Here is a 16,956-nt window from a genome sequence, read left to right on the forward strand (position 1 = left end):
TTAAGTCCGTTTCACGCTCTGGAATCGTTCATGCCGGCTACTTTCGACCCCGATCTTCTACGCGCAAGCCTGCTGCCACTGGCGGCCGGGCAGCCGTTGTCGGCGCAGGCGCAGGCTTACCAGCGATTCTACGGGCTGGATTTTGCGCAGCGTCAGGTGCGCAGTGGCCTTGGGCGATTCGAGGTCGACGGTTATGAGCTGGTGAGCCAGTTCTGGTGGCCTGAGCGAGCCAAGGCGACGCTGTTTGTCATCCACGGTTTCTACGACCACACCGGGCTCTACCGGCATGTGATCGAATGGGCGCTTGACCAGGGCTTTGCGGTGATTGCCTGCGACTTGCCGGGGCATGGCCTGTCCAGCGGCGAGCGGGCGAGCATCAAGGATTTCGCTGAGTACCAAGACACGCTGCAAGGCTTGTTCAGCGAGGCGCAATCTCTCGACTTGCCGCAGCCGTGGCACCTGTGCGGGCAGAGTACAGGCGGGGCGATCGTGATCGATCATGTGTTGAATGCGGGGGGGGACAGCCCGGCGCAGGGTCAGGTGATTCTGCTGTCGCCGCTGGTGCGGCCGCGGGCGTGGGGTTGGTCGCAACTGAGTTACTACCTGCTCAAGCCTTTCGTCAAAGCCATCGCCCGGCGTTTCAGCGAGAACTCCAACGACCCGGCTTTTCTGCCGTTCCTGCAGGCCGATCCGCTGCAGCCGCTGCGCCTGCCGACAGCCTGGGTGGGCGCGTTGGCGCGCTGGATCAAACGCATCGAGGCCGCCCCCATGAGTACCCGCCGGCCGCTGATCGTGCAGGGGCAGGCCGATATGACGGTGGATTGGGAACACAACCTGGAGGTGTTGCGGGGCAAGTTTGATCGGCCGCAGGTGCTGATGCTGCCCGAGGCACGGCATCATCTGGCGAATGAGACGCTGGTGATGCGGCAGGAGTATTTCGGGTTTTTGACCAGGCGGATCAAGGGGCGCAATCCCTAGTGCCTGTTCCGGCCCCATCGCGAGCAAGCTCGCTCCCACAGGTTTTGCGGTGATCACAAAGTTGTGGGTTGACTCATAACACTGTGGGAGCGAGCTTGCTCCGGGCGGCGTTCCGACGATAGCGGTCTGTCAGGTGCCGAAGATCACTGGGTCAGGTTCGAATTGCTCTGCCCCACCGCCAACCCCGCCCGAATCGCCGCCAGCGCCGCCTGATAATAAGCCTGGCCTTCCGTCGATTCGGCAAAGGTCGCGAACTCTTCCAACTCGTTGTCCGACAGGTCGCGATAGACATACAGCAGCGTGTTGTTCAGGTCGCTGCCGATCTGGTCCATCAGGCGCTGGCGCTGGCCGTTGAGCATGCCCTGGGCCTGACCGGCACCGAGCAACCCCGGGATCATCGAACTCAAGCTATCGGCGGCGACACCAGCAATCGCCAGGCTGACTTCCGCGCCGGCCTCGCGTGCGGGCAGGGCTTGTGCCAAGTGGCCGATGATCAGCATGCGGCTATCGCTGGCCTGCATCTTCGGCAGGCCCTTGGCGTTTTTCGCCAGTTGGTCGCGTCGGGTCGCCAGCAGCTCGGCGGCAACGATTTTCTTACCCAGGGGCGACTGGAAAAACGTCAGCGCGGGTTTGGGGTCGGCGAGGTTCTTGCGCAATTGCGCTTCGGCGCGCTGGTCCACGGCTCGGGCAGAAAAACGCTGATTGCTGTTATTGACCAGTGTCTGAAACACCGCCGGAGGCAGGCTGCCCTGGTAGCGTTGCTGAGCGGCCGAGAGGGCGTCGTTGAAATGCGCGCGTTGTTCCGGCCAGCCGGCGACCTTGTACAACTGGTCGTGGCCGTCTGCCCAGGCGGGCAAAACGCAGAACATCAGCAGTGATAAAAGCAAACGGCGCATAGGGACTCCAGTCAGCAGGCGACTATTCTCCGTGCGGCATCCCTGCTTGTCGAGAATTCGTATCAACCCGCTGCGCGGCTCTGTCGGATTTTCGGACACAGGAATACTATGCGCGGCATGCAAATATCCTCTGATCACCCGCTGCTGTTACGAATCGTCGATGACCTGGCTGAGCACGGCTGGTCGCAGCAGAATATTTTCCTGCCCCTGGATCTGACCCGAGCGCTGGCGGGCGAGTGTCGCAAACGTGCTGCCGAAGGTGAGCTGGCTCCGGCCGCCGTAGGCCGTGGGCCGTCATCGGAGATCCGCGAAGGGATTCGTGGCGACCATATCCAGTGGATCGACCCCGGCCAGGCCGAGGCTTGCGACAGCTACCTGAGTTTGATGGACAGCCTGCGCGAGGCGATCAATCGCGGTCTGTTTCTCGGCCTGGAGGATTTCGAAAGCCATTTTGCGATGTACCCGCCCGGGGCGTTCTACCTGAAGCACGTCGACCGCTTTCGCGATGACGACCGGCGCATGGTTTCAGCGGTGGTTTACCTCAATGACGCCTGGCTTCCCGAACACGGCGGCCAGTTGCGCATGTACCTCGACAATGATCGTGTCCACGACGTGCAACCTATCGGCGGCTGCCTGGTGGTGTTTCTCTCCGGAGAGGTTCCCCACGAAGTCCTGCCTGCGACCCGGGATCGCCTGTCGCTGACCGGCTGGTTCCGCCGGCGCGGCAACGAGCCGTTCTGATCATGCAGAAAATTCTCGTCAGCCGCTGCCTGTTGGGCCACCGCGTCCGTTACGACGGCGGGGCCAGCGGGCCGTTCGATCAGCTTCAGCAGTGGCTTGATGAGGGGCGGGTCGTGCCGTTGTGCCCGGAGGTTGCAGGTGGATTGCCAACACCTCGGGCGGCGGCGGAAATTCCAGGCGGGCAGGGCGTGCAAGTCCTCGATGGCCAGGCGTTGGTGATCACCACCGAGGGCGAGGACGTCAGTGCGCAGTTTCTGTCGGGGGCGTATCAGGCACTGGAGCTGGTACAAAAGCACGGCATCCGCATCGCCATCCTCAAGGCCAACAGCCCGTCCTGCGGCAATCTGTTGACCTATGACGGAACGTTCAGCGGCGTGAAGGTCAGTGGCGAGGGCGTGACGGCGGCGCTACTCAAGCGCCATGGGGTGCAGGTGTTCAGCGAGCTGGAGCTGCCGCAAGCGGCACAGGCATTGGCAACGCTGAACTGACAACCGACACAAAACCAAATGTGGGAGCGGGCTTGCTCGCGAAGGGGGAATGTCAGTCGAAAGAGATGCTGACTGACACACCGCCTTCGCGAGCAAGCCCGCTCCCACAGGTTTTGCATTCACTTGGGCTCCAAAGTGGGCTCAAGGCTTCGGCACTTCGCCCGCATCCGCCCCCAACCACTTCTGCTCCAGCGCTTGCAGTCGCCCATCATCCTTGATCCGCTGCAACGCGTTCTCCAGGCTGGCATGGAACGCCGGATTACCCTTCTGAAACGGAATCGCCAAGCTCACGACCGGGTTGGTTTTGGGCTTCTCTTCTGTCAGCGACTGCACCAGCAGAATGGAGCGCGGCTCTTCTTTCTGCGCGATCAGTTGCGCGCTGGTTTGAATGTAGGGTTCGCTGAAGTCGAAACGATCCTTGAGATCCGGGGTCACTGCTATGTGGTTGATAGCGATGTCGTATTTGCCGCTTTCGACGCCGGTCAGCAGATCGCTGCCGTCGGTGACGACAAAGTCGGCCCGGACATCGAGTTCACTTGCCAGCAGTTGGCCCAGCTCAACTTCGAAGCCGGTGAGCTTGTCGTCATCCTTGAAATTGAACGGGGGAGTGTTGGCTTCAACGGCAATGCGCAATTCGCCCCGGTCGTTGATGTCATCAATCAGTTCGGCGTGAGCCAAAGGGCTCAGAAGGGGTAGCAGGCAGATCAGGCCAGGCAGAAAGCGCATGGTCACTCCTTTGAATTTATTATCGCGACCCTCTGATTCAGGCTCGCTTTGCTATGGTTGTCGAGTGCCTTCGACAACGAATGGCCATGAAGTTGTCATGGTCACGCGAATTTTACGGAAAAACTGGAGAAGAGAATGAAAACCTTTATGTCACGTGCTGCTTTGGCTGGCCTGTTGATGGGTGTTTCGGTGCTGGCCAGTGCAACGCCGGCTCCGAAAGGCGCCGAAGTGTCCATCGTGTCTCCCAAGGATGGCGCGACGGTTCCACAGACAGTCGTGGTCAAGTTCGCGGTCGAGAACGTTGCCTTGGCACCGGCGGGCAATACCACCAAGAACACCGGTCATCACCACTTGCTGATCGACGTCGACGAACTGCCAGCCGCCGGTGCGCCGATTCCCAAAGATGCCAACCACCAGCATTTCGGCAACGCGCAGACCCAGGCTGAAGTAACGCTCACGCCGGGCGAACACACCTTGCAGTTGGAACTGGGCGATAGCAACCACATGCCGTTCGATCCGCCGATCGTTTCCGAGAAGATCACTGTCAACGTCAAGTAACGTTGTTGCGTGAATGAAAAAGGGAGCCCGAAGGCTCCCTTTTTTGTCGCTCAGGTCGTGATCAGAACAACACACGGCTACGGATGGTGCCGTTGACGTGTTGCAGCTTCTCTTGCGCCAGGTCCGAGTACTCGGCGTCGACGTCGATTACCACGTAGCCGACTTTCTCGTTGGTCTGCAGGAACTGACCGGAGATGTTGATGCCGTTTTCGGCGAAGACCTTGTTGATCTCGCTGAGCACGCCCGGAATGTTTTCGTGGATGTGCAGCAGGCGGTGCTTGCCAGGGTGAGCCGGCAGGGCCACTTCCGGGAAGTTCACGGACGATACCGAAGTACCGTTGTCGCTGTACTTGACCAGTTTTTCCGCCACTTCCAGACCGATGTTGGCCTGGGCTTCAGCGGTGGAGCCACCGATGTGCGGGGTCAGGATCACGTTGTCCAGGCCACGCAGCGGGCTTTCGAACTCTTCTTCGTTGGAGCGTGGCTCCACCGGGAATACGTCGATGGCCGCGCCGATCAGGTGTTTGTCCTTGATCGCGTCCGCCAGGTGGTCCAGTTCGACCACGGTGCCGCGGGCGGCGTTGATCAGGATGCCGCCTTTCTTGATGGCGCGGATTTCCTTCTCGCCCATCATCCACTGGGTGGCGGCGGTTTCCGGTACGTGCAGCGAAACGATGTCGGACATCGCCAGCAGCTCGTGCAGGTTGCCTACCTGAGTGGCGTTACCCAGTGGCAGCTTGGTGATGGTGTCGTAGAAGTACACCTGCATCCCCAGGCCTTCCGCCAGGACCGACAGTTGAGTACCGATCGAGCCGTAGCCGACGATGCCCAGCTTCTTGCCGCGGATCTCGAAGGAGTTGGCCGCGCTCTTGATCCAGCCGCCACGGTGGCAGGAAGCGTTCTTCTCAGGGATGCCGCGCAGCAGCAGGATCGCTTCGGCCAGCACCAGCTCCGCTACGGAACGGGTGTTGGAGTACGGCGCGTTGAACACCGCAATGCCGCGTTCGCGGGCGGCGTCCAGGTCGACCTGGTTGGTGCCGATGCAGAAACACCCTACAGCCACGAGCTTCTTCGCGTGATCGAAGATCTCTTCGGTCAGTTGAGTGCGGGAACGAATGCCGATGAAGTGAGCATCAGCGATCTTTTCCTTGAGCTGGGCTTCCGGCAGAGAACCAGTGAGGTACTCGATGCTGGTGTAGCCCGCCGCCTTGAGGACGTCGACAGCCGATTGGTGGACGCCTTCGAGAAGAAGGAACTTGATCTTGCTCTTATCGAGAGAAGTCTTGCTCATCTGCGTAAACCTGTATCCCGGAGAAAAATGGCAGGAAAGGGAGCAGCCCGGAGCTGACCCGCACGGCAGGAAAGCCGTCACCGCAGAACAGCCCTTGGGCACTATCCTGCGGGGTCGTTATGCTAGCATATGCACCCCGCTAAACACTCATTCCTGCGACGTGAAGCGTTCTCAGGATGACCATGAATTGTTCGAGAGTTCTGTCGATGACCAATCCTGCCCTGATTGAAGAGCTGAAGACCTTGGTTGAGCCTGGCAAGGTGCTGACCGATGCCGACTCCCTGAATGCTTACGGAAAGGATTGGACCAAGCATTTCGCCCCGGCCCCGACCGCCATCGTGTTCCCCAAGACCACCGAGCAAGTCCAGGCCATTGTCCTGTGGGCCAACAAACACAAGGTGGCGCTGGTGCCTTCCGGCGGTCGCACCGGTCTTTCCGCGGCAGCGGTGGCGGCCAATGGTGAAGTCGTGGTGTCCTTCGACTACATGAACCAGATCCTCGACGTGAACCTCACTGACCGCACGGCCGTTTGCCAGCCGGGCGTGGTCACCGAGCACCTGCAGAACGTCGCGCAAGAAAAGGGCCTGTACTACCCGGTGGACTTCGCTTCGGCGGGTTCGAGCCAGATTGGTGGCAATATCGGCACCAATGCCGGCGGGATCAAGGTGATTCGCTACGGCATGACCCGTAACTGGGTCGCCGGCATGAAAGTGGTCACCGGCAAGGGCGACGTGCTGGAACTGAACCGCGACCTGATCAAGAACGCCACCGGCTACGACATGCGTCAGCTGTTCATCGGCGCCGAAGGCACCCTGGGGTTCGTGGTCGAAGCGACCATGCGTCTGGACCGCGCGCCGAAAAATCTCACCGCGATGGTTCTCGGCACCGCCGATTTCGACTCGATCATGCCGGTACTGCATGCCTTCCAGAGCAAGCTTGACCTGACCGCCTTCGAATTCTTCTCCGACAAGGCACTGGCCAAAGTCATGGCCCGTGGCGATGTACCGGCGCCATTCGAAACCGATTGCCCGTTCTACGCGCTGCTGGAGTTCGAAGCGACCACCGAAGAAGTAGCCAACCATGCCCTGGAAACCTTCGAGCACTGCGTTGAGCAGGGCTGGGTACTGGACGGCGTGATGAGCCAGAGCGAAACCCAGTTGCAGAACCTGTGGAAACTGCGCGAATACATCTCCGAAACCATTTCCCACTGGACGCCGTACAAGAACGACATCTCGGTCACCGTATCGAAAGTCCCGGCATTCCTGAAGGAAATCGACGCGATCGTCGGCGAACACTACCCGGACTTCGAAATTGTCTGGTTTGGCCACATCGGCGACGGCAACCTGCACTTGAACATCCTCAAGCCGGATGACCTGAGCAAGGATGAGTTCTTCGCCAAGTGCGCGACCGTCAACAAGTGGGTGTTCGAAACCGTCGAGAAGTACAACGGTTCGATCTCCGCCGAGCACGGCGTGGGCATGACCAAGCGTGACTACCTGACCTACAGCCGTTCACCGGTCGAGATCGAGTACATGAAAGCGGTCAAAGCGGTGTTCGACCCGAACGGCATCATGAACCCGGGCAAGATTTTCGCTGTTTGATTTTCGAACTTTAAGAGCCAACGAAGCAGGAGTCGGTAATGAGCTATCAGCACCAGTATGTCGACGGTACGCGCATTCACTTCCCGCTGGGGAAAGTGGTGTGCATCGGCCGTAACTACGCCGAACACGCCAAGGAGCTGGACAACCCGGTGCCGACCGAGCCACTGCTGTTCATCAAGCCGGGCAGTTGCGTGGTGCCGCTGGAAGGCGGTTTCAGCATTCCGACCGAGCGCGGTTCGGTGCATTACGAGGCGGAAATCGCGGTGTTGATCGGCAAGCCGTTGTCGACCAAGCCGAGCCGCGAAGAAGTGCTCGACGCCATCTCCGGTTTCGCTCCAGCCCTGGACCTGACCCTGCGCGACAAGCAGGCCGAGCTGAAATCCAAGGGCCTGCCCTGGGAAATCGCCAAGTCCTTCGACGGCGCGGCAGTGCTGGCTCCGTTCGTGTCCGGCAGCTCGTTTGCCGACCTGACCGACATCGGCATCCGCCTGACCATCAACGGTGAAGTGCGCCAGGACGGCAACAGCAGCGCAATGCTCAACCCGATCGTGCCGATGATCCAGCACATGGCCGGCTGCTTCTCGCTGCAGGCCGGGGACGTGATCCTCACCGGCACGCCAGTGGGCGTTGGTCCGCTGAATGTCGGTGACGAGATCGTCCTGGAATTGCCGGGCGTAAGCAGCTTCACCAGTAGCGTTCGCTAGTCCGGACACTGCAAAACCCTGTGGGAGCGGGCTTGCTCGCGAAGAGGGCGTGTCAGTCGACATAAGCGTTGCCTGACACACCGCTTTCGCGAGCAAGCCCGCTCCCACAGTAGTATTTGGTGGACTGAAGTCCGGATTCCACACAGTTCCATCCTGTCATTTCCCGTTTTTTTCACATCCAGTCTGGATAAAATTTCAGGGTCTTCGGCCTCTGAGCCGGCCCCAAACTGTGCTATTACCCCTAGCCTGAATTTCTGGAACGCATTCCCCGATGGCCACTCCTCCGCTTTCCACGCTTGAACCTGTCCGCCGCTCGCGCTTCGCCCTGCGTTGGCACACCTGGCTGCTGTTGGTGGCCGTTGTTGCCTACGGCGTCGCATTTGCCATGCACTGGGATTCTCGGGGCGTGCTCTGGGTGAAAGAGCAATTCAAAAGCCCGGCCGAGCGTCAGGCCAGTATCTGGCTCCCGGACTACCGGGCGGTGATCGATGCCAAGCCGTTGCCGGGCATGGAGAAGGACGAAGCATCGGACCTGGCCTACGACCCTCAGACCAAGACTCTGTTTGCGGTCATGGGCAAGAACCCGTTCCTGGTCGAATTGAACTTGCAGGGCGATGTGCTGCGCAAAATGCCATTGGTCGGCTGGAGCAACCCTGAGGGTATCACCGTGCTGGGTGACGGCCGACTGGCCATTGTCGATGAGCGCGAGCATCTGATTGCTATCGTCAAGGTCGATGCCGAGACCCGCGAATTGAATATGGCCGACTTCCCGAAATACGACCTCGGGCCTTCCAAAGACCAGAACAAAGCGTTCGAGGGTGTCACCTGGGATTCGAGCAATCAGCAACTGCTGCTGGGCGAAGAGCGCCCGCCGGCATTGTTTGCCTGGAAAGGTGATGGCAAGGTCCTGACCGGCGACAAGCTGAAGCTGGCCAGCCATGCACTGGACATGCGCAACCTGTCTGCCCTGGCCGTCGATCCGCGGACCGGCCACATGCTGGTGCTGTCCGCCGACTCGCACCTGTTGCTGGAACTGGACAAGAAGGGTGAGCAGGTCAGTTTCATCACTCTGCTGCGTGGCTTCAACGGCCTGAAAAATACCATTCCGCGTGCCGAAGGCGTAACCATGGATGAAGTGGGCACGCTGTACATGGTGAGTGAGCCGAACCTGTTTTATCGCTTCGAAAAACAGAAGTAACCAACGCCTGCGCTGATTGCCTGTACGTAAAAGGCCAGCGGCCATTAAGCTTCAGTTCAGACGGGCGTGATATTTCATCCGCCTGTTTTGACCCGAGCCCACCCGAATGCGTCGATTTGCCCGCCCCAAATCCCTGATTCTGATCCTGTCGGTGATCTTGCTGATCGCGTTGATAGCGATCGCTCAGTACATGCGTCTGTTCGAGCGCACCTGGTTCAATCTGCATACGCTGTGGCAGCCGGTGAGTTCCCGGTCCATGGGGCTGGACCAGTACAAGGTCGTGACCGAAGCGCAGGTGATCGATGGCCTGGCTGACAACGTTTCAGCGCTGACCTACGACCCGGTGCGCAAAAGCCTGTTCACCGTCACCAATAAACGGAGCGAGCTGATCGAGTTGTCCCTCGACGGCAGGATCCTGCGTCGTGTGGCGCTGGTTGGCTTCGGTGATCCGGAGGCGGTGGAGTTCATCAGTGAGGACATCTACGTGGTCACTGACGAAAGCCAGCAGCGGCTGATCAAGATTCGTCTGGAGCAGGACACCACTTTCGTCGATGCGGCAGACGCCGAGCAGATGACCATTGGCGTACACATGGGCGGCAACAAGGGCTTCGAGGGTCTGGCTTACGATTCGGTGGGCAAGCGCCTGTTCGTCGCCAAGGAGCGCAACCCGATGCTGATCTACGAGGTGCACGGTTTTCCGCGCTTCAACCCTGAAGAATCCTACTCGGTGCACGTGATCAACGACCCCAAGCGTGATGCCGGGATGTTCGTGCGGGATCTGTCGAGCCTGCAATACGACGAGCGCAGCGGGCATTTGCTGGCGCTGTCGGATGAGTCGCGATTGATTCTGGAACTGGATGTGGACGGGCGTCCGCTGAGCACAATGTCATTGAGCAAGGGGCGCCATGGCCTGCAAAAAACCGTGCCGCAAGCGGAGGGGATCGCTGTGGACGACGACGGTACGCTTTACCTGGTGAGTGAGCCGAACCTGTTCTACGTGTTCAAGAAACCCACGCAACTCTAACCAACACCACAAAACAAATGTGGGAGCGGGCTTGCTCGCGAAGGCAATCTGTCAGTTGACATCTCTATCGACTGACACGACCCCTTCGCGAGCAAGTCGGATCGCCGCACCGCCGCTCCCACAGGTATTTCGTCTGCCCGCAAACAGGTGGGCAGATTGGCTTACTCGGCGCGCAGTGTCTTCACGCCTTCGCTCGTACCCAGCAACAACAGATCCGCCGGACGCGCCGCGAACAGACCGTTGGTGACCACGCCGACGATCGCATTGATCTGCGTTTCAAGTTCCACCGGATTGGTGATCTGCATGTTGAACACGTCGAGGATGATGTTGCCGTTGTCGGTCAGCACGCCTTCGCGGTAAACCGGGTCGCCGCCGAGCTTCACCAGCTCGCGGGCCACATGGCTGCGGGCCATCGGGATCACTTCCACCGGCAGCGGGAATGTACCGAGGACCGGCACCAGTTTGCTCGCGTCGGCGATGCAGATGAAGGTCTTGGCCACGGCCGCGACAATCTTCTCGCGGGTCAGGGCCGCGCCGCCGCCCTTGATCAGGTTCAGATGCTCGTCGCTTTCATCGGCGCCGTCGACATAGAACTCCAGGTCGCTGACGGTGTTCAGCTCATACACCGGAATCCCGTGGCCCTTGAGGCGCGCGGCGGTGGCTTCGGAACTGGCGACGGCGCCATCGAATGCGCCCTTGTGCTTGGCCAGCGCGTCGATAAAGCAATTGGCGGTGGAGCCGGTGCCGACCCCGACGATGCTCTTGTCGTCGAGTTTCGGAAGGATGAAGTCGACGGCGGCCTGAGCCACTGCCTGTTTGAGTTGATCCTGGTTCATGCGGGCTCCGGGGTGCCGAGGAGGGGACGAAAGGCCGGCATTATAGCCCTAAGCGGGGCTGAAACCTCTGCATTCGTGTGGTCGTACAGCTGAAAGCCGGGTTAGACTCCTTGGTCCTGCCCAACCCGCTCAGTGATGCTTTCCGATGCTTGAACAGTACGTCAAAAAGATCCTCACCTCGCGCGTTTATGACGTTGCCGTAGAAACCCCGCTGCAGACTGCCCGCCAGCTCTCCGAGCGGCTGGGCAACAGCATTTGGCTCAAGCGCGAAGACTTGCAGCCGGTGTTCTCGTTCAAGATTCGCGGCGCCTACAACAAGTTGACCCAGTTGAGCGACGAAGAACGCGCTCGCGGCGTGGTCACCGCGTCGGCGGGCAACCATGCCCAGGGCCTGGCCCTGGCGGCAAAGGTGTTGGGCGTGAAAGCGACCATCGTCATGCCCAAGACCACCCCGGAGATCAAGGTCGAAGGCGTGCGCTCCCGTGGCGGCAAAGTGGTGCTGCATGGCGATTCGTTCCCGGAAGCCCTGGCTTACTCGCTGAAACTGGTCGACGAAAAAGGCTACGTCTACATTCACCCGTATGACGATCCCCACACCATTGCCGGGCAGGGCACCGTGGCGATGGAGATTCTGCGCCAGCACCCGCAGCCGCTGGATGCGATTTTCGTCCCGGTGGGCGGCGGCGGCCTGATCGCCGGCATCGCGGCGTACGTGAAGTACCTGCGCCCGGACATCAAGGTCATCGGCGTCGAGCCGGATGACTCCAATTGCCTGCAAGCGGCGATGGCGGCCGGCGAGCGAGTGGTGCTGCCGACCGTGGGCCTCTTCGCCGACGGCGTGGCGGTGGCCCAGATCGGTCAGCACACCTTCGATATCTGCAAAGACTATGTCGATGAGGTGATTACCGTCAGCACCGACGAAATCTGTGCCGCTATCAAGGATATCTACGACGATACCCGCTCGATCACCGAACCTGCCGGCGCCTTGGGCGTGGCCGGGATCAAGAAGTATGTCGAGCAGCGCGGCGTCAGCGGCCAGACCTTCGTGGCCATCGACTCCGGGGCCAACGTCAACTTCGATCGCCTGCGCCACGTCGCCGAGCGTGCGGAGCTGGGCGAGGGCCGCGAAGCGATCATCGCCGTGACCATTCCCGAGAAACCGGGCAGCTTCAAGGCGTTCTGCGAGGCCATCGGCAAGCGCCAGATCACCGAATTCAACTACCGCTACAACACCGGCAGCGAAGCGCACATCTTTGTCGGCGTGCAGACCCACCCGGAAAACGACCCGCGCAGCGCGCTGATCGCCAGCCTGAGCGAGCAAGGTTTCCCGGTGCTGGACCTGACCGACAACGAGTTGGCCAAGCTGCACATCCGCCACATGGTGGGCGGGCGTGCGGCGCATGTGGTCGATGAAGTGATCCTGCGTTTCGAATTCCCGGAACGTCCGGGGGCGCTGTTCAACTTCCTCAACAAGCTTGGCGGGCGCTGGAACATCTCGATGTTCCACTACCGCAACCATGGCGCGGCCGATGGCCGTGTCGTCGCGGGCCTGCAAGTGCCCCACGACGAGCGCCACCTGGTGCCGGCGGCGCTGGAGGAAATCGGTTACCCGTACTGGGACGAAAGCGACAACCCGGCCTATCAGCTGTTTCTTGGCTGAGCGGCTACGCTGACGGGCAAGGCAATAAGGAAATCTGACAATGGAAACGTTAACTGCCCTGAAAGCGGCGCACATGGTGGCAACTGTTGTACTGCTGGCTTGTGCGCTGGGGCTGGGAGTCTGGGTTTTTCTTGCGCGGCGCAAGGGTGATGCGACGGCGGGTAGTCGTACCTTGCAGCGGCCAAGGGTGTTCATCTGGCTGCTGATGGGCCTGGCGCTGCTGAGCATGCCGTTTACCGGCTGGTGGATGGTGCACCTGATGGGCTGGCCGCTGGGGCAGACCTGGCTGCTGGCCTCCAGTGTGCTTTACACGGTGGCGGCACTGGCGTGGTTCTGGCTGCTGGTGCGGCTCAACAAACTGCGCAAGACGCCGGGTGGCGTGGGGAAATTCACCTTTGCCTTGGCGTTGTTCAGTTTTGTCTGTCTTGTGGCCATTGCCGGGCTGATGGGGGCCAAGCCGGTTTAAGGCTTGAGACCGCGTCGACCTCTTCGCGAGCAAGCCCGCTCCCACATTTGATCGGCGTCGTTCACAAAATCTGTGTTCACTGAATATCTAGTGTGGGAGCGGGCTTGCTCGCGAAAGCAATATCAGCCGCGCAGACTGATTACCGGCCAACCCCGCTTCTCGGCCTCGGCCCGCAGGTTCGGATCAGGATCGACCGCCACCGGATGGGTCACCTGCTCCAGCAACGGAAAATCATTCATCGAGTCGCTATAGAAGTAGCTGTCTTCCAGCGTAAACCCGGTTTCCTCCAGCCAGCGATTCAAGCGCGTCACCTTGCCCTCGCGGAAGCACGGCACGTCGGTGCTGCGCCCGGTGTAGCGGCCGTCGAGCATTTCGCATTCGGTGGCGATCAGGGTTTCGACGCCCAGGCGCTCGGCAATCGGCCCGGTGACGAAGCGGTTGGTCGCGGTGATGATCACCAGTTTGTCGCCGGCCGCGCGGTGCTTGGCCAGCAACTCGATAGCCTTGGGCAGCATGATCGGTTCGATGCAGTCGCGCATGTAGTCGCTGTGCCATTGATCCAGCGTGGCCATTTCGGTGCGGCCGAGGACTTCGAGGCAGAAGTTCAGGTAAGCAGCGTTATCCAGTTTGCCGGCCAGGTAATCCTGGTAGAACTCATCGTTGCGTGCCTTGTAGGCGACGGCGTCGAGAAAGCCGCGCTCGCACAGGTAATCGCCCCAGGCGTGATCGCTGTCACCGCCCAGAAGGGTGTTGTCCAAATCGAATAAAGCCAGGCGCATTGCAGTTACCCGCTGAAAAGTCAGTAAAAAGGCGACAAGAATACGGTCTTTTCACAAGAGTGCACATAAGGTAGGAACCTTCGTTGCCGCCTTCACAACCTTTGTGGAACAATGCGGCGACATGCGTTTGCGAGGTTGTTGCCGTGATCGACCCCGATGGTTTTCGCCCCAATGTCGGGATCATTCTGACGAATGACGCCGGCCAGGTGCTATGGGCTCGCCGAATCAATCAAGATGCCTGGCAGTTTCCGCAGGGGGGAATCAACCCCGAAGAGACGCCGGAAGACGCCTTGTACCGCGAGCTGAACGAAGAAGTGGGCCTTGAGCGCGAAGATGTTGAAATTCTCGCCTGCACCCGGGGCTGGTTGCGCTATCGTTTGCCGCAACGTCTGGTACGTACCCACAGCCAACCGCTGTGCATCGGCCAGAAACAGAAATGGTTTCTCCTGCGCCTGATCTCCAACGAGCAGCGGGTGCGGATGGATTTGACCGGTAAACCGGAATTTGATGGCTGGCGCTGGGTCAGCTATTGGTATCCGTTGGGCCAGGTGGTGACATTCAAGCGCGAGGTGTATCGACGCGCTCTCAAAGAGCTTGCCCCGCGCCTTTTAGCGCGCGACTGACGACGGAGTTCGACCCCGAGCCATGCTCAATACGCTGCGCAAGATCGTCCAGGAAGTTAACTCCGCCAAGGATCTCAAGGCGGCGTTGGGGATTATTGTGTTGCGCGTCAAAGAGGCCATGGGCAGCCAGGTCTGCTCGGTCTACCTGCTTGACCCGGAGACCAACCGGTTCGTGCTGATGGCCACCGAGGGCTTGAACAAGCGCTCGATCGGCAAGGTCAGCATGGCCCCCAACGAAGGTCTGGTGGGTCTGGTCGGCACGCGTGAAGAACCCCTGAACCTCGAAAACGCCGCGGATCACCCGCGCTACCGCTACTTCGCCGAAACCGGTGAAGAGCGCTACGCGTCGTTCCTCGGCGCGCCGATCATTCACCACCGTCGCGTCGTCGGCGTGTTGGTCATCCAGCAAAAAGAGCGTCGCCAGTTCGATGAAGGGGAAGAAGCCTTCCTCGTGACCATGAGCGCGCAGCTCGCCGGCGTTATCGCCCACGCCGAAGCCACCGGTTCGATCCGTGGCCTCGGTCGTCAGGGCAAAGGTATCCAGGAAGCCAAGTTCGTCGGCGTGCCGGGCTCGCCGGGTGCGGCAGTCGGTACGGCGGTGGTCATGCTGCCGCCGGCCGATCTGGACGTGGTGCCGGACAAGGCCATCAGCGACATCGACGCCGAACTCGGGCTGTTCAAGACCGCCATCGAAGGCGTACGCGCCGACATGCGCACCTTGTCCGCCAAGCTCGCCACACAGTTGCGCCCGGAAGAGCGGGCCTTGTTCGACGTCTACCTGATGATGCTCGACGATGCCGCGCTGGGCAGCGAAGTCACCACCGTGATCAAGACCGGCCAGTGGGCTCAGGGCGCGTTGCGCCAGGTGGTCACCGATCACGTCAACCGTTTCGAATTGATGGACGACGCTTACCTGCGTGAGCGTGCATCCGACGTCAAGGACCTCGGCCGTCGCTTGCTGGCTTATTTGCAGGAAGAACGCCAGCAAACCCTGGTCTACCCCGACAACACCATTCTGGTCAGCGAAGAGCTGACGCCGGCGATGCTCGGCGAGGTGCCGGAAGGCAAGCTGGCCGGCCTGGTGTCGGTACTCGGTTCCGGTAACTCCCACGTCGCCATCCTCGCCCGCGCCATGGGTATCCCGACGGTGATGGGCCTGGTCGACCTGCCGTACTCGAAGGTCGACGGCATCCAGATGATCGTCGACGGTTACCACGGCGAGGTCTACACCAACCCGAGTGATGTGCTGCGCAAGCAGTTCGCCGAAGTGGTCGAGGAAGAGAAGCAACTGGCCCTCGGGCTGGATGCGCTGCGCGATCTGCCGTGCGTGACGGTCGATGGCCACCGCATGCCGCTGTGGGTCAACACCGGCCTGCTGGCGGACGTGGCGCGCGCGCAGAAGCGCGGTGCCGAAGGCGTGGGCCTGTACCGCACCGAAGTGCCGTTCATGATCAACCAGCGCTTCCCGAGCGAAAAGGAACAACTGGCGATCTACCGCGAGCAGTTGGCCGCGTTCCACCCGCAACCGGTGACCATGCGAACCCTGGACATCGGCGGCGACAAATCGCTGTCGTACTTCCCGATCAAGGAAGACAACCCGTTCCTCGGCTGGCGCGGTATTCGCGTCACCCTTGATCACCCGGAAATTTTCCTGGTGCAGACCCGCGCCATGCTCAAGGCCAGTGAAGGCTTGAACAACCTGCGCATTCTGCTGCCGATGATTTCCGGCACCCACGAGCTGGAGGAAGCCCTGCACCTGATCCACCGTGCCTGGGGCGAAGTGCGTGACGAGGGCTGCGACGTACCGATGCCGCCGATTGGCGTGATGATCGAGATTCCGGCGGCGGTGTACCAGACCAAGGAGCTGGCGCGGCAAGTGGACTTCCTGTCGGTCGGTTCCAACGACCTGACCCAGTATCTGTTGGCTGTGGACCGCAACAACCCGCGGGTCGCCGACCTTTACGATTACCTGCACCCGGCAGTGCTTCAGGCGCTGCAGAACGTAGTGCGTGATGCCCACGCCGAAGGCAAACCAGTGAGTATCTGCGGCGAAATGGCCGGTGATCCGGCGGCGGCCGTGCTGTTGATGGCGATGGGTTTCGACAGCCTGTCGATGAACGCCACCAACTTGCCGAAAGTGAAGTGGATGCTGCGCCAGATCAACCTGAGCAAGGCCAAGGAATTGCTGGCGGAACTAATGACCATCGACAACCCGCAAGTGATTCACAGCTCGTTGCAGCTGGCGCTGAAGAACCTCGGGTTGGCGCGGATGATCAATCCGGCAGCAATCAAGCCTCTCTAAAACGCTGACGGCCCCATCGCGAGCAAGCTCGCTCCCACAGGGTTTTGTGTTGTTCACAAAGCAGTGAAACTACACAAGCCCACTG

Annotated in this window: 17 protein-coding genes; 12 read left to right on the forward strand and 5 right to left on the reverse strand. The window is 60.6% G+C overall.

All coding sequences use genetic code 11. The annotated features are described in order from the left end of the window. Positions 1 to 30: 30 nt before the first annotated feature. Positions 31 to 978 carry an alpha/beta hydrolase gene (locus KGB28_RS11840; protein ID WP_223445162.1) on the forward strand — a complete coding sequence of 316 codons (948 nt, stop codon included), beginning with the start codon at positions 31 to 33 and terminating at the stop codon, positions 976 to 978. 143 nt (positions 979 to 1,121) lie between these two features. Here the strand turns inward: KGB28_RS11840 and KGB28_RS11845 are convergent, their stop codons facing one another. Next, the gene (locus KGB28_RS11845) at positions 1,122 to 1,874 is read right to left on the reverse strand and encodes a DUF2059 domain-containing protein (protein ID WP_223445178.1); all 753 of its coding nucleotides are present in this window, start codon (positions 1,872 to 1,874) and stop codon (positions 1,122 to 1,124) included. Positions 1,875 to 1,982: 108 nt separating this feature from the next. Here KGB28_RS11845 and KGB28_RS11850 point away from each other — a divergent pair, with 108 nt between their 5' ends. Together KGB28_RS11850 and KGB28_RS11855 are read left to right on the forward strand one after the other, a co-directional pair. Then, on the forward strand, positions 1,983 to 2,615 hold the full coding sequence (locus KGB28_RS11850) for a 2OG-Fe(II) oxygenase (protein WP_150757513.1): 633 nt from the start codon (positions 1,983 to 1,985) through the stop codon (positions 2,613 to 2,615). 2 nt (positions 2,616 to 2,617) lie between these two features. Further along, positions 2,618 to 3,103 (forward strand): DUF523 domain-containing protein, encoded by a 486-nt coding sequence (locus KGB28_RS11855; protein ID WP_223445180.1) that lies wholly within the window; start codon positions 2,618 to 2,620, stop codon positions 3,101 to 3,103. Between the two features lie 141 nt (positions 3,104 to 3,244). On the opposite strand, the gene KGB28_RS11860 is transcribed toward KGB28_RS11855, so the two are convergent. Beyond that, complete coding sequence (locus KGB28_RS11860) at positions 3,245 to 3,829, reverse strand: transporter substrate-binding domain-containing protein (RefSeq protein ID WP_223445183.1); 585 nt, start codon at positions 3,827 to 3,829, stop codon at positions 3,245 to 3,247. A 135-nt stretch (positions 3,830 to 3,964) separates the two neighbouring features. Here KGB28_RS11860 and KGB28_RS11865 point away from each other — a divergent pair, with 135 nt between their 5' ends. Further along, positions 3,965 to 4,387: a DUF4399 domain-containing protein gene (locus KGB28_RS11865; protein ID WP_150724999.1), complete on the forward strand. Its 423-nt coding sequence runs from the start codon at positions 3,965 to 3,967 to the stop codon at positions 4,385 to 4,387. Positions 4,388 to 4,448: 61 nt separating this feature from the next. Here KGB28_RS11865 and serA read toward each other — a convergent pair whose 3' ends face one another. Next, on the reverse strand, positions 4,449 to 5,678 hold the full coding sequence (gene serA, locus KGB28_RS11870; protein WP_150725000.1) for a phosphoglycerate dehydrogenase: 1,230 nt from the start codon (positions 5,676 to 5,678) through the stop codon (positions 4,449 to 4,451). A gap of 206 nt (positions 5,679 to 5,884) precedes the next feature. On the opposite strand from serA, the gene KGB28_RS11875 reads away from it, so the two are divergent. From KGB28_RS11875 to KGB28_RS11890, 4 genes are all read left to right on the forward strand, one after another. Continuing rightward, positions 5,885 to 7,279 carry an FAD-binding oxidoreductase gene (locus KGB28_RS11875; protein ID WP_223445185.1) on the forward strand — a complete coding sequence of 465 codons (1,395 nt, stop codon included), beginning with the start codon at positions 5,885 to 5,887 and terminating at the stop codon, positions 7,277 to 7,279. 38 nt (positions 7,280 to 7,317) lie between these two features. Further along, positions 7,318 to 7,983: a fumarylacetoacetate hydrolase family protein gene (locus KGB28_RS11880; RefSeq protein ID WP_150755054.1), complete on the forward strand. Its 666-nt coding sequence runs from the start codon at positions 7,318 to 7,320 to the stop codon at positions 7,981 to 7,983. Positions 7,984 to 8,254: 271 nt separating this feature from the next. Continuing rightward, a complete protein-coding gene (locus tag KGB28_RS11885) occupies positions 8,255 to 9,181 on the forward strand; it encodes an SdiA-regulated domain-containing protein (protein ID WP_223445188.1) in 927 nt (308 codons plus the stop codon). A gap of 106 nt (positions 9,182 to 9,287) precedes the next feature. Further along, the gene (locus KGB28_RS11890; RefSeq protein ID WP_223445190.1) at positions 9,288 to 10,205 is read left to right on the forward strand and encodes an SdiA-regulated domain-containing protein; all 918 of its coding nucleotides are present in this window, start codon (positions 9,288 to 9,290) and stop codon (positions 10,203 to 10,205) included. A gap of 161 nt (positions 10,206 to 10,366) precedes the next feature. Here the strand turns inward: KGB28_RS11890 and rpiA are convergent, their stop codons facing one another. Next, complete coding sequence (gene rpiA / locus KGB28_RS11895) at positions 10,367 to 11,041, reverse strand: ribose-5-phosphate isomerase RpiA (RefSeq protein ID WP_046039153.1); 675 nt, start codon at positions 11,039 to 11,041, stop codon at positions 10,367 to 10,369. A gap of 145 nt (positions 11,042 to 11,186) precedes the next feature. Between rpiA and ilvA the strand changes: the two genes are divergently transcribed. Then, entirely contained in the window at positions 11,187 to 12,701 is a 1,515-nt protein-coding gene (ilvA, locus tag KGB28_RS11900; RefSeq protein ID WP_223445192.1) for a threonine ammonia-lyase, biosynthetic, read from the forward strand. 40 nt (positions 12,702 to 12,741) lie between these two features. Further along, positions 12,742 to 13,167 (forward strand): DUF2269 domain-containing protein, encoded by a 426-nt coding sequence (locus KGB28_RS11905; RefSeq protein WP_150755057.1) that lies wholly within the window; start codon positions 12,742 to 12,744, stop codon positions 13,165 to 13,167. Positions 13,168 to 13,289: 122 nt separating this feature from the next. Here KGB28_RS11905 and KGB28_RS11910 read toward each other — a convergent pair whose 3' ends face one another. Next, positions 13,290 to 13,946, reverse strand: coding sequence for an HAD family hydrolase (locus KGB28_RS11910; RefSeq protein WP_223445194.1), 657 nt, complete (start codon positions 13,944 to 13,946; stop codon positions 13,290 to 13,292). Positions 13,947 to 14,089: 143 nt separating this feature from the next. On the opposite strand from KGB28_RS11910, the gene KGB28_RS11915 reads away from it, so the two are divergent. Next, the gene (locus KGB28_RS11915) at positions 14,090 to 14,569 is read left to right on the forward strand and encodes an RNA pyrophosphohydrolase (RefSeq protein WP_003229203.1); all 480 of its coding nucleotides are present in this window, start codon (positions 14,090 to 14,092) and stop codon (positions 14,567 to 14,569) included. A 22-nt stretch (positions 14,570 to 14,591) separates the two neighbouring features. After that, entirely contained in the window at positions 14,592 to 16,871 is a 2,280-nt protein-coding gene (ptsP, locus tag KGB28_RS11920) for a phosphoenolpyruvate--protein phosphotransferase (protein WP_223445196.1), read from the forward strand. Positions 16,872 to 16,956 lie beyond the last annotated feature (85 nt).

This window comes from Pseudomonas sp. BF-R-19, assembly GCF_019956445.1.
GTDB lineage: Bacteria > Pseudomonadota > Gammaproteobacteria > Pseudomonadales > Pseudomonadaceae > Aquipseudomonas > Aquipseudomonas fluorescens_BH.

What these genes read in the sequence shown, in the direction of transcription:
- KGB28_RS11840 (WP_223445162.1), top strand. Translation starts at nt 31, where the DNA reads ATGCCGGCTACTTTCGACCCCGATCTTCTACGCGCAAGCCTGCTGCCA.
- KGB28_RS11845 (WP_223445178.1), bottom strand. Translation starts at nt 1,874, where the DNA reads ATGCGCCGTTTGCTTTTATCACTGCTGATGTTCTGCGTTTTGCCCGCC.
- KGB28_RS11850 (WP_150757513.1), top strand. Translation starts at nt 1,983, where the DNA reads ATGCGCGGCATGCAAATATCCTCTGATCACCCGCTGCTGTTACGAATC.
- KGB28_RS11855 (WP_223445180.1), top strand. Translation starts at nt 2,618, where the DNA reads ATGCAGAAAATTCTCGTCAGCCGCTGCCTGTTGGGCCACCGCGTCCGT.
- KGB28_RS11860 (WP_223445183.1), bottom strand. Translation starts at nt 3,829, where the DNA reads ATGCGCTTTCTGCCTGGCCTGATCTGCCTGCTACCCCTTCTGAGCCCT.
- KGB28_RS11865 (WP_150724999.1), top strand. Translation starts at nt 3,965, where the DNA reads ATGAAAACCTTTATGTCACGTGCTGCTTTGGCTGGCCTGTTGATGGGT.
- serA (WP_150725000.1), bottom strand. Translation starts at nt 5,678, where the DNA reads ATGAGCAAGACTTCTCTCGATAAGAGCAAGATCAAGTTCCTTCTTCTC.
- KGB28_RS11875 (WP_223445185.1), top strand. Translation starts at nt 5,885, where the DNA reads ATGACCAATCCTGCCCTGATTGAAGAGCTGAAGACCTTGGTTGAGCCT.
- KGB28_RS11880 (WP_150755054.1), top strand. Translation starts at nt 7,318, where the DNA reads ATGAGCTATCAGCACCAGTATGTCGACGGTACGCGCATTCACTTCCCG.
- KGB28_RS11885 (WP_223445188.1), top strand. Translation starts at nt 8,255, where the DNA reads ATGGCCACTCCTCCGCTTTCCACGCTTGAACCTGTCCGCCGCTCGCGC.
- KGB28_RS11890 (WP_223445190.1), top strand. Translation starts at nt 9,288, where the DNA reads ATGCGTCGATTTGCCCGCCCCAAATCCCTGATTCTGATCCTGTCGGTG.
- rpiA (WP_046039153.1), bottom strand. Translation starts at nt 11,041, where the DNA reads ATGAACCAGGATCAACTCAAACAGGCAGTGGCTCAGGCCGCCGTCGAC.
- ilvA (WP_223445192.1), top strand. Translation starts at nt 11,187, where the DNA reads ATGCTTGAACAGTACGTCAAAAAGATCCTCACCTCGCGCGTTTATGAC.
- KGB28_RS11905 (WP_150755057.1), top strand. Translation starts at nt 12,742, where the DNA reads ATGGAAACGTTAACTGCCCTGAAAGCGGCGCACATGGTGGCAACTGTT.
- KGB28_RS11910 (WP_223445194.1), bottom strand. Translation starts at nt 13,946, where the DNA reads ATGCGCCTGGCTTTATTCGATTTGGACAACACCCTTCTGGGCGGTGAC.
- ptsP (WP_223445196.1), top strand. Translation starts at nt 14,592, where the DNA reads ATGCTCAATACGCTGCGCAAGATCGTCCAGGAAGTTAACTCCGCCAAG.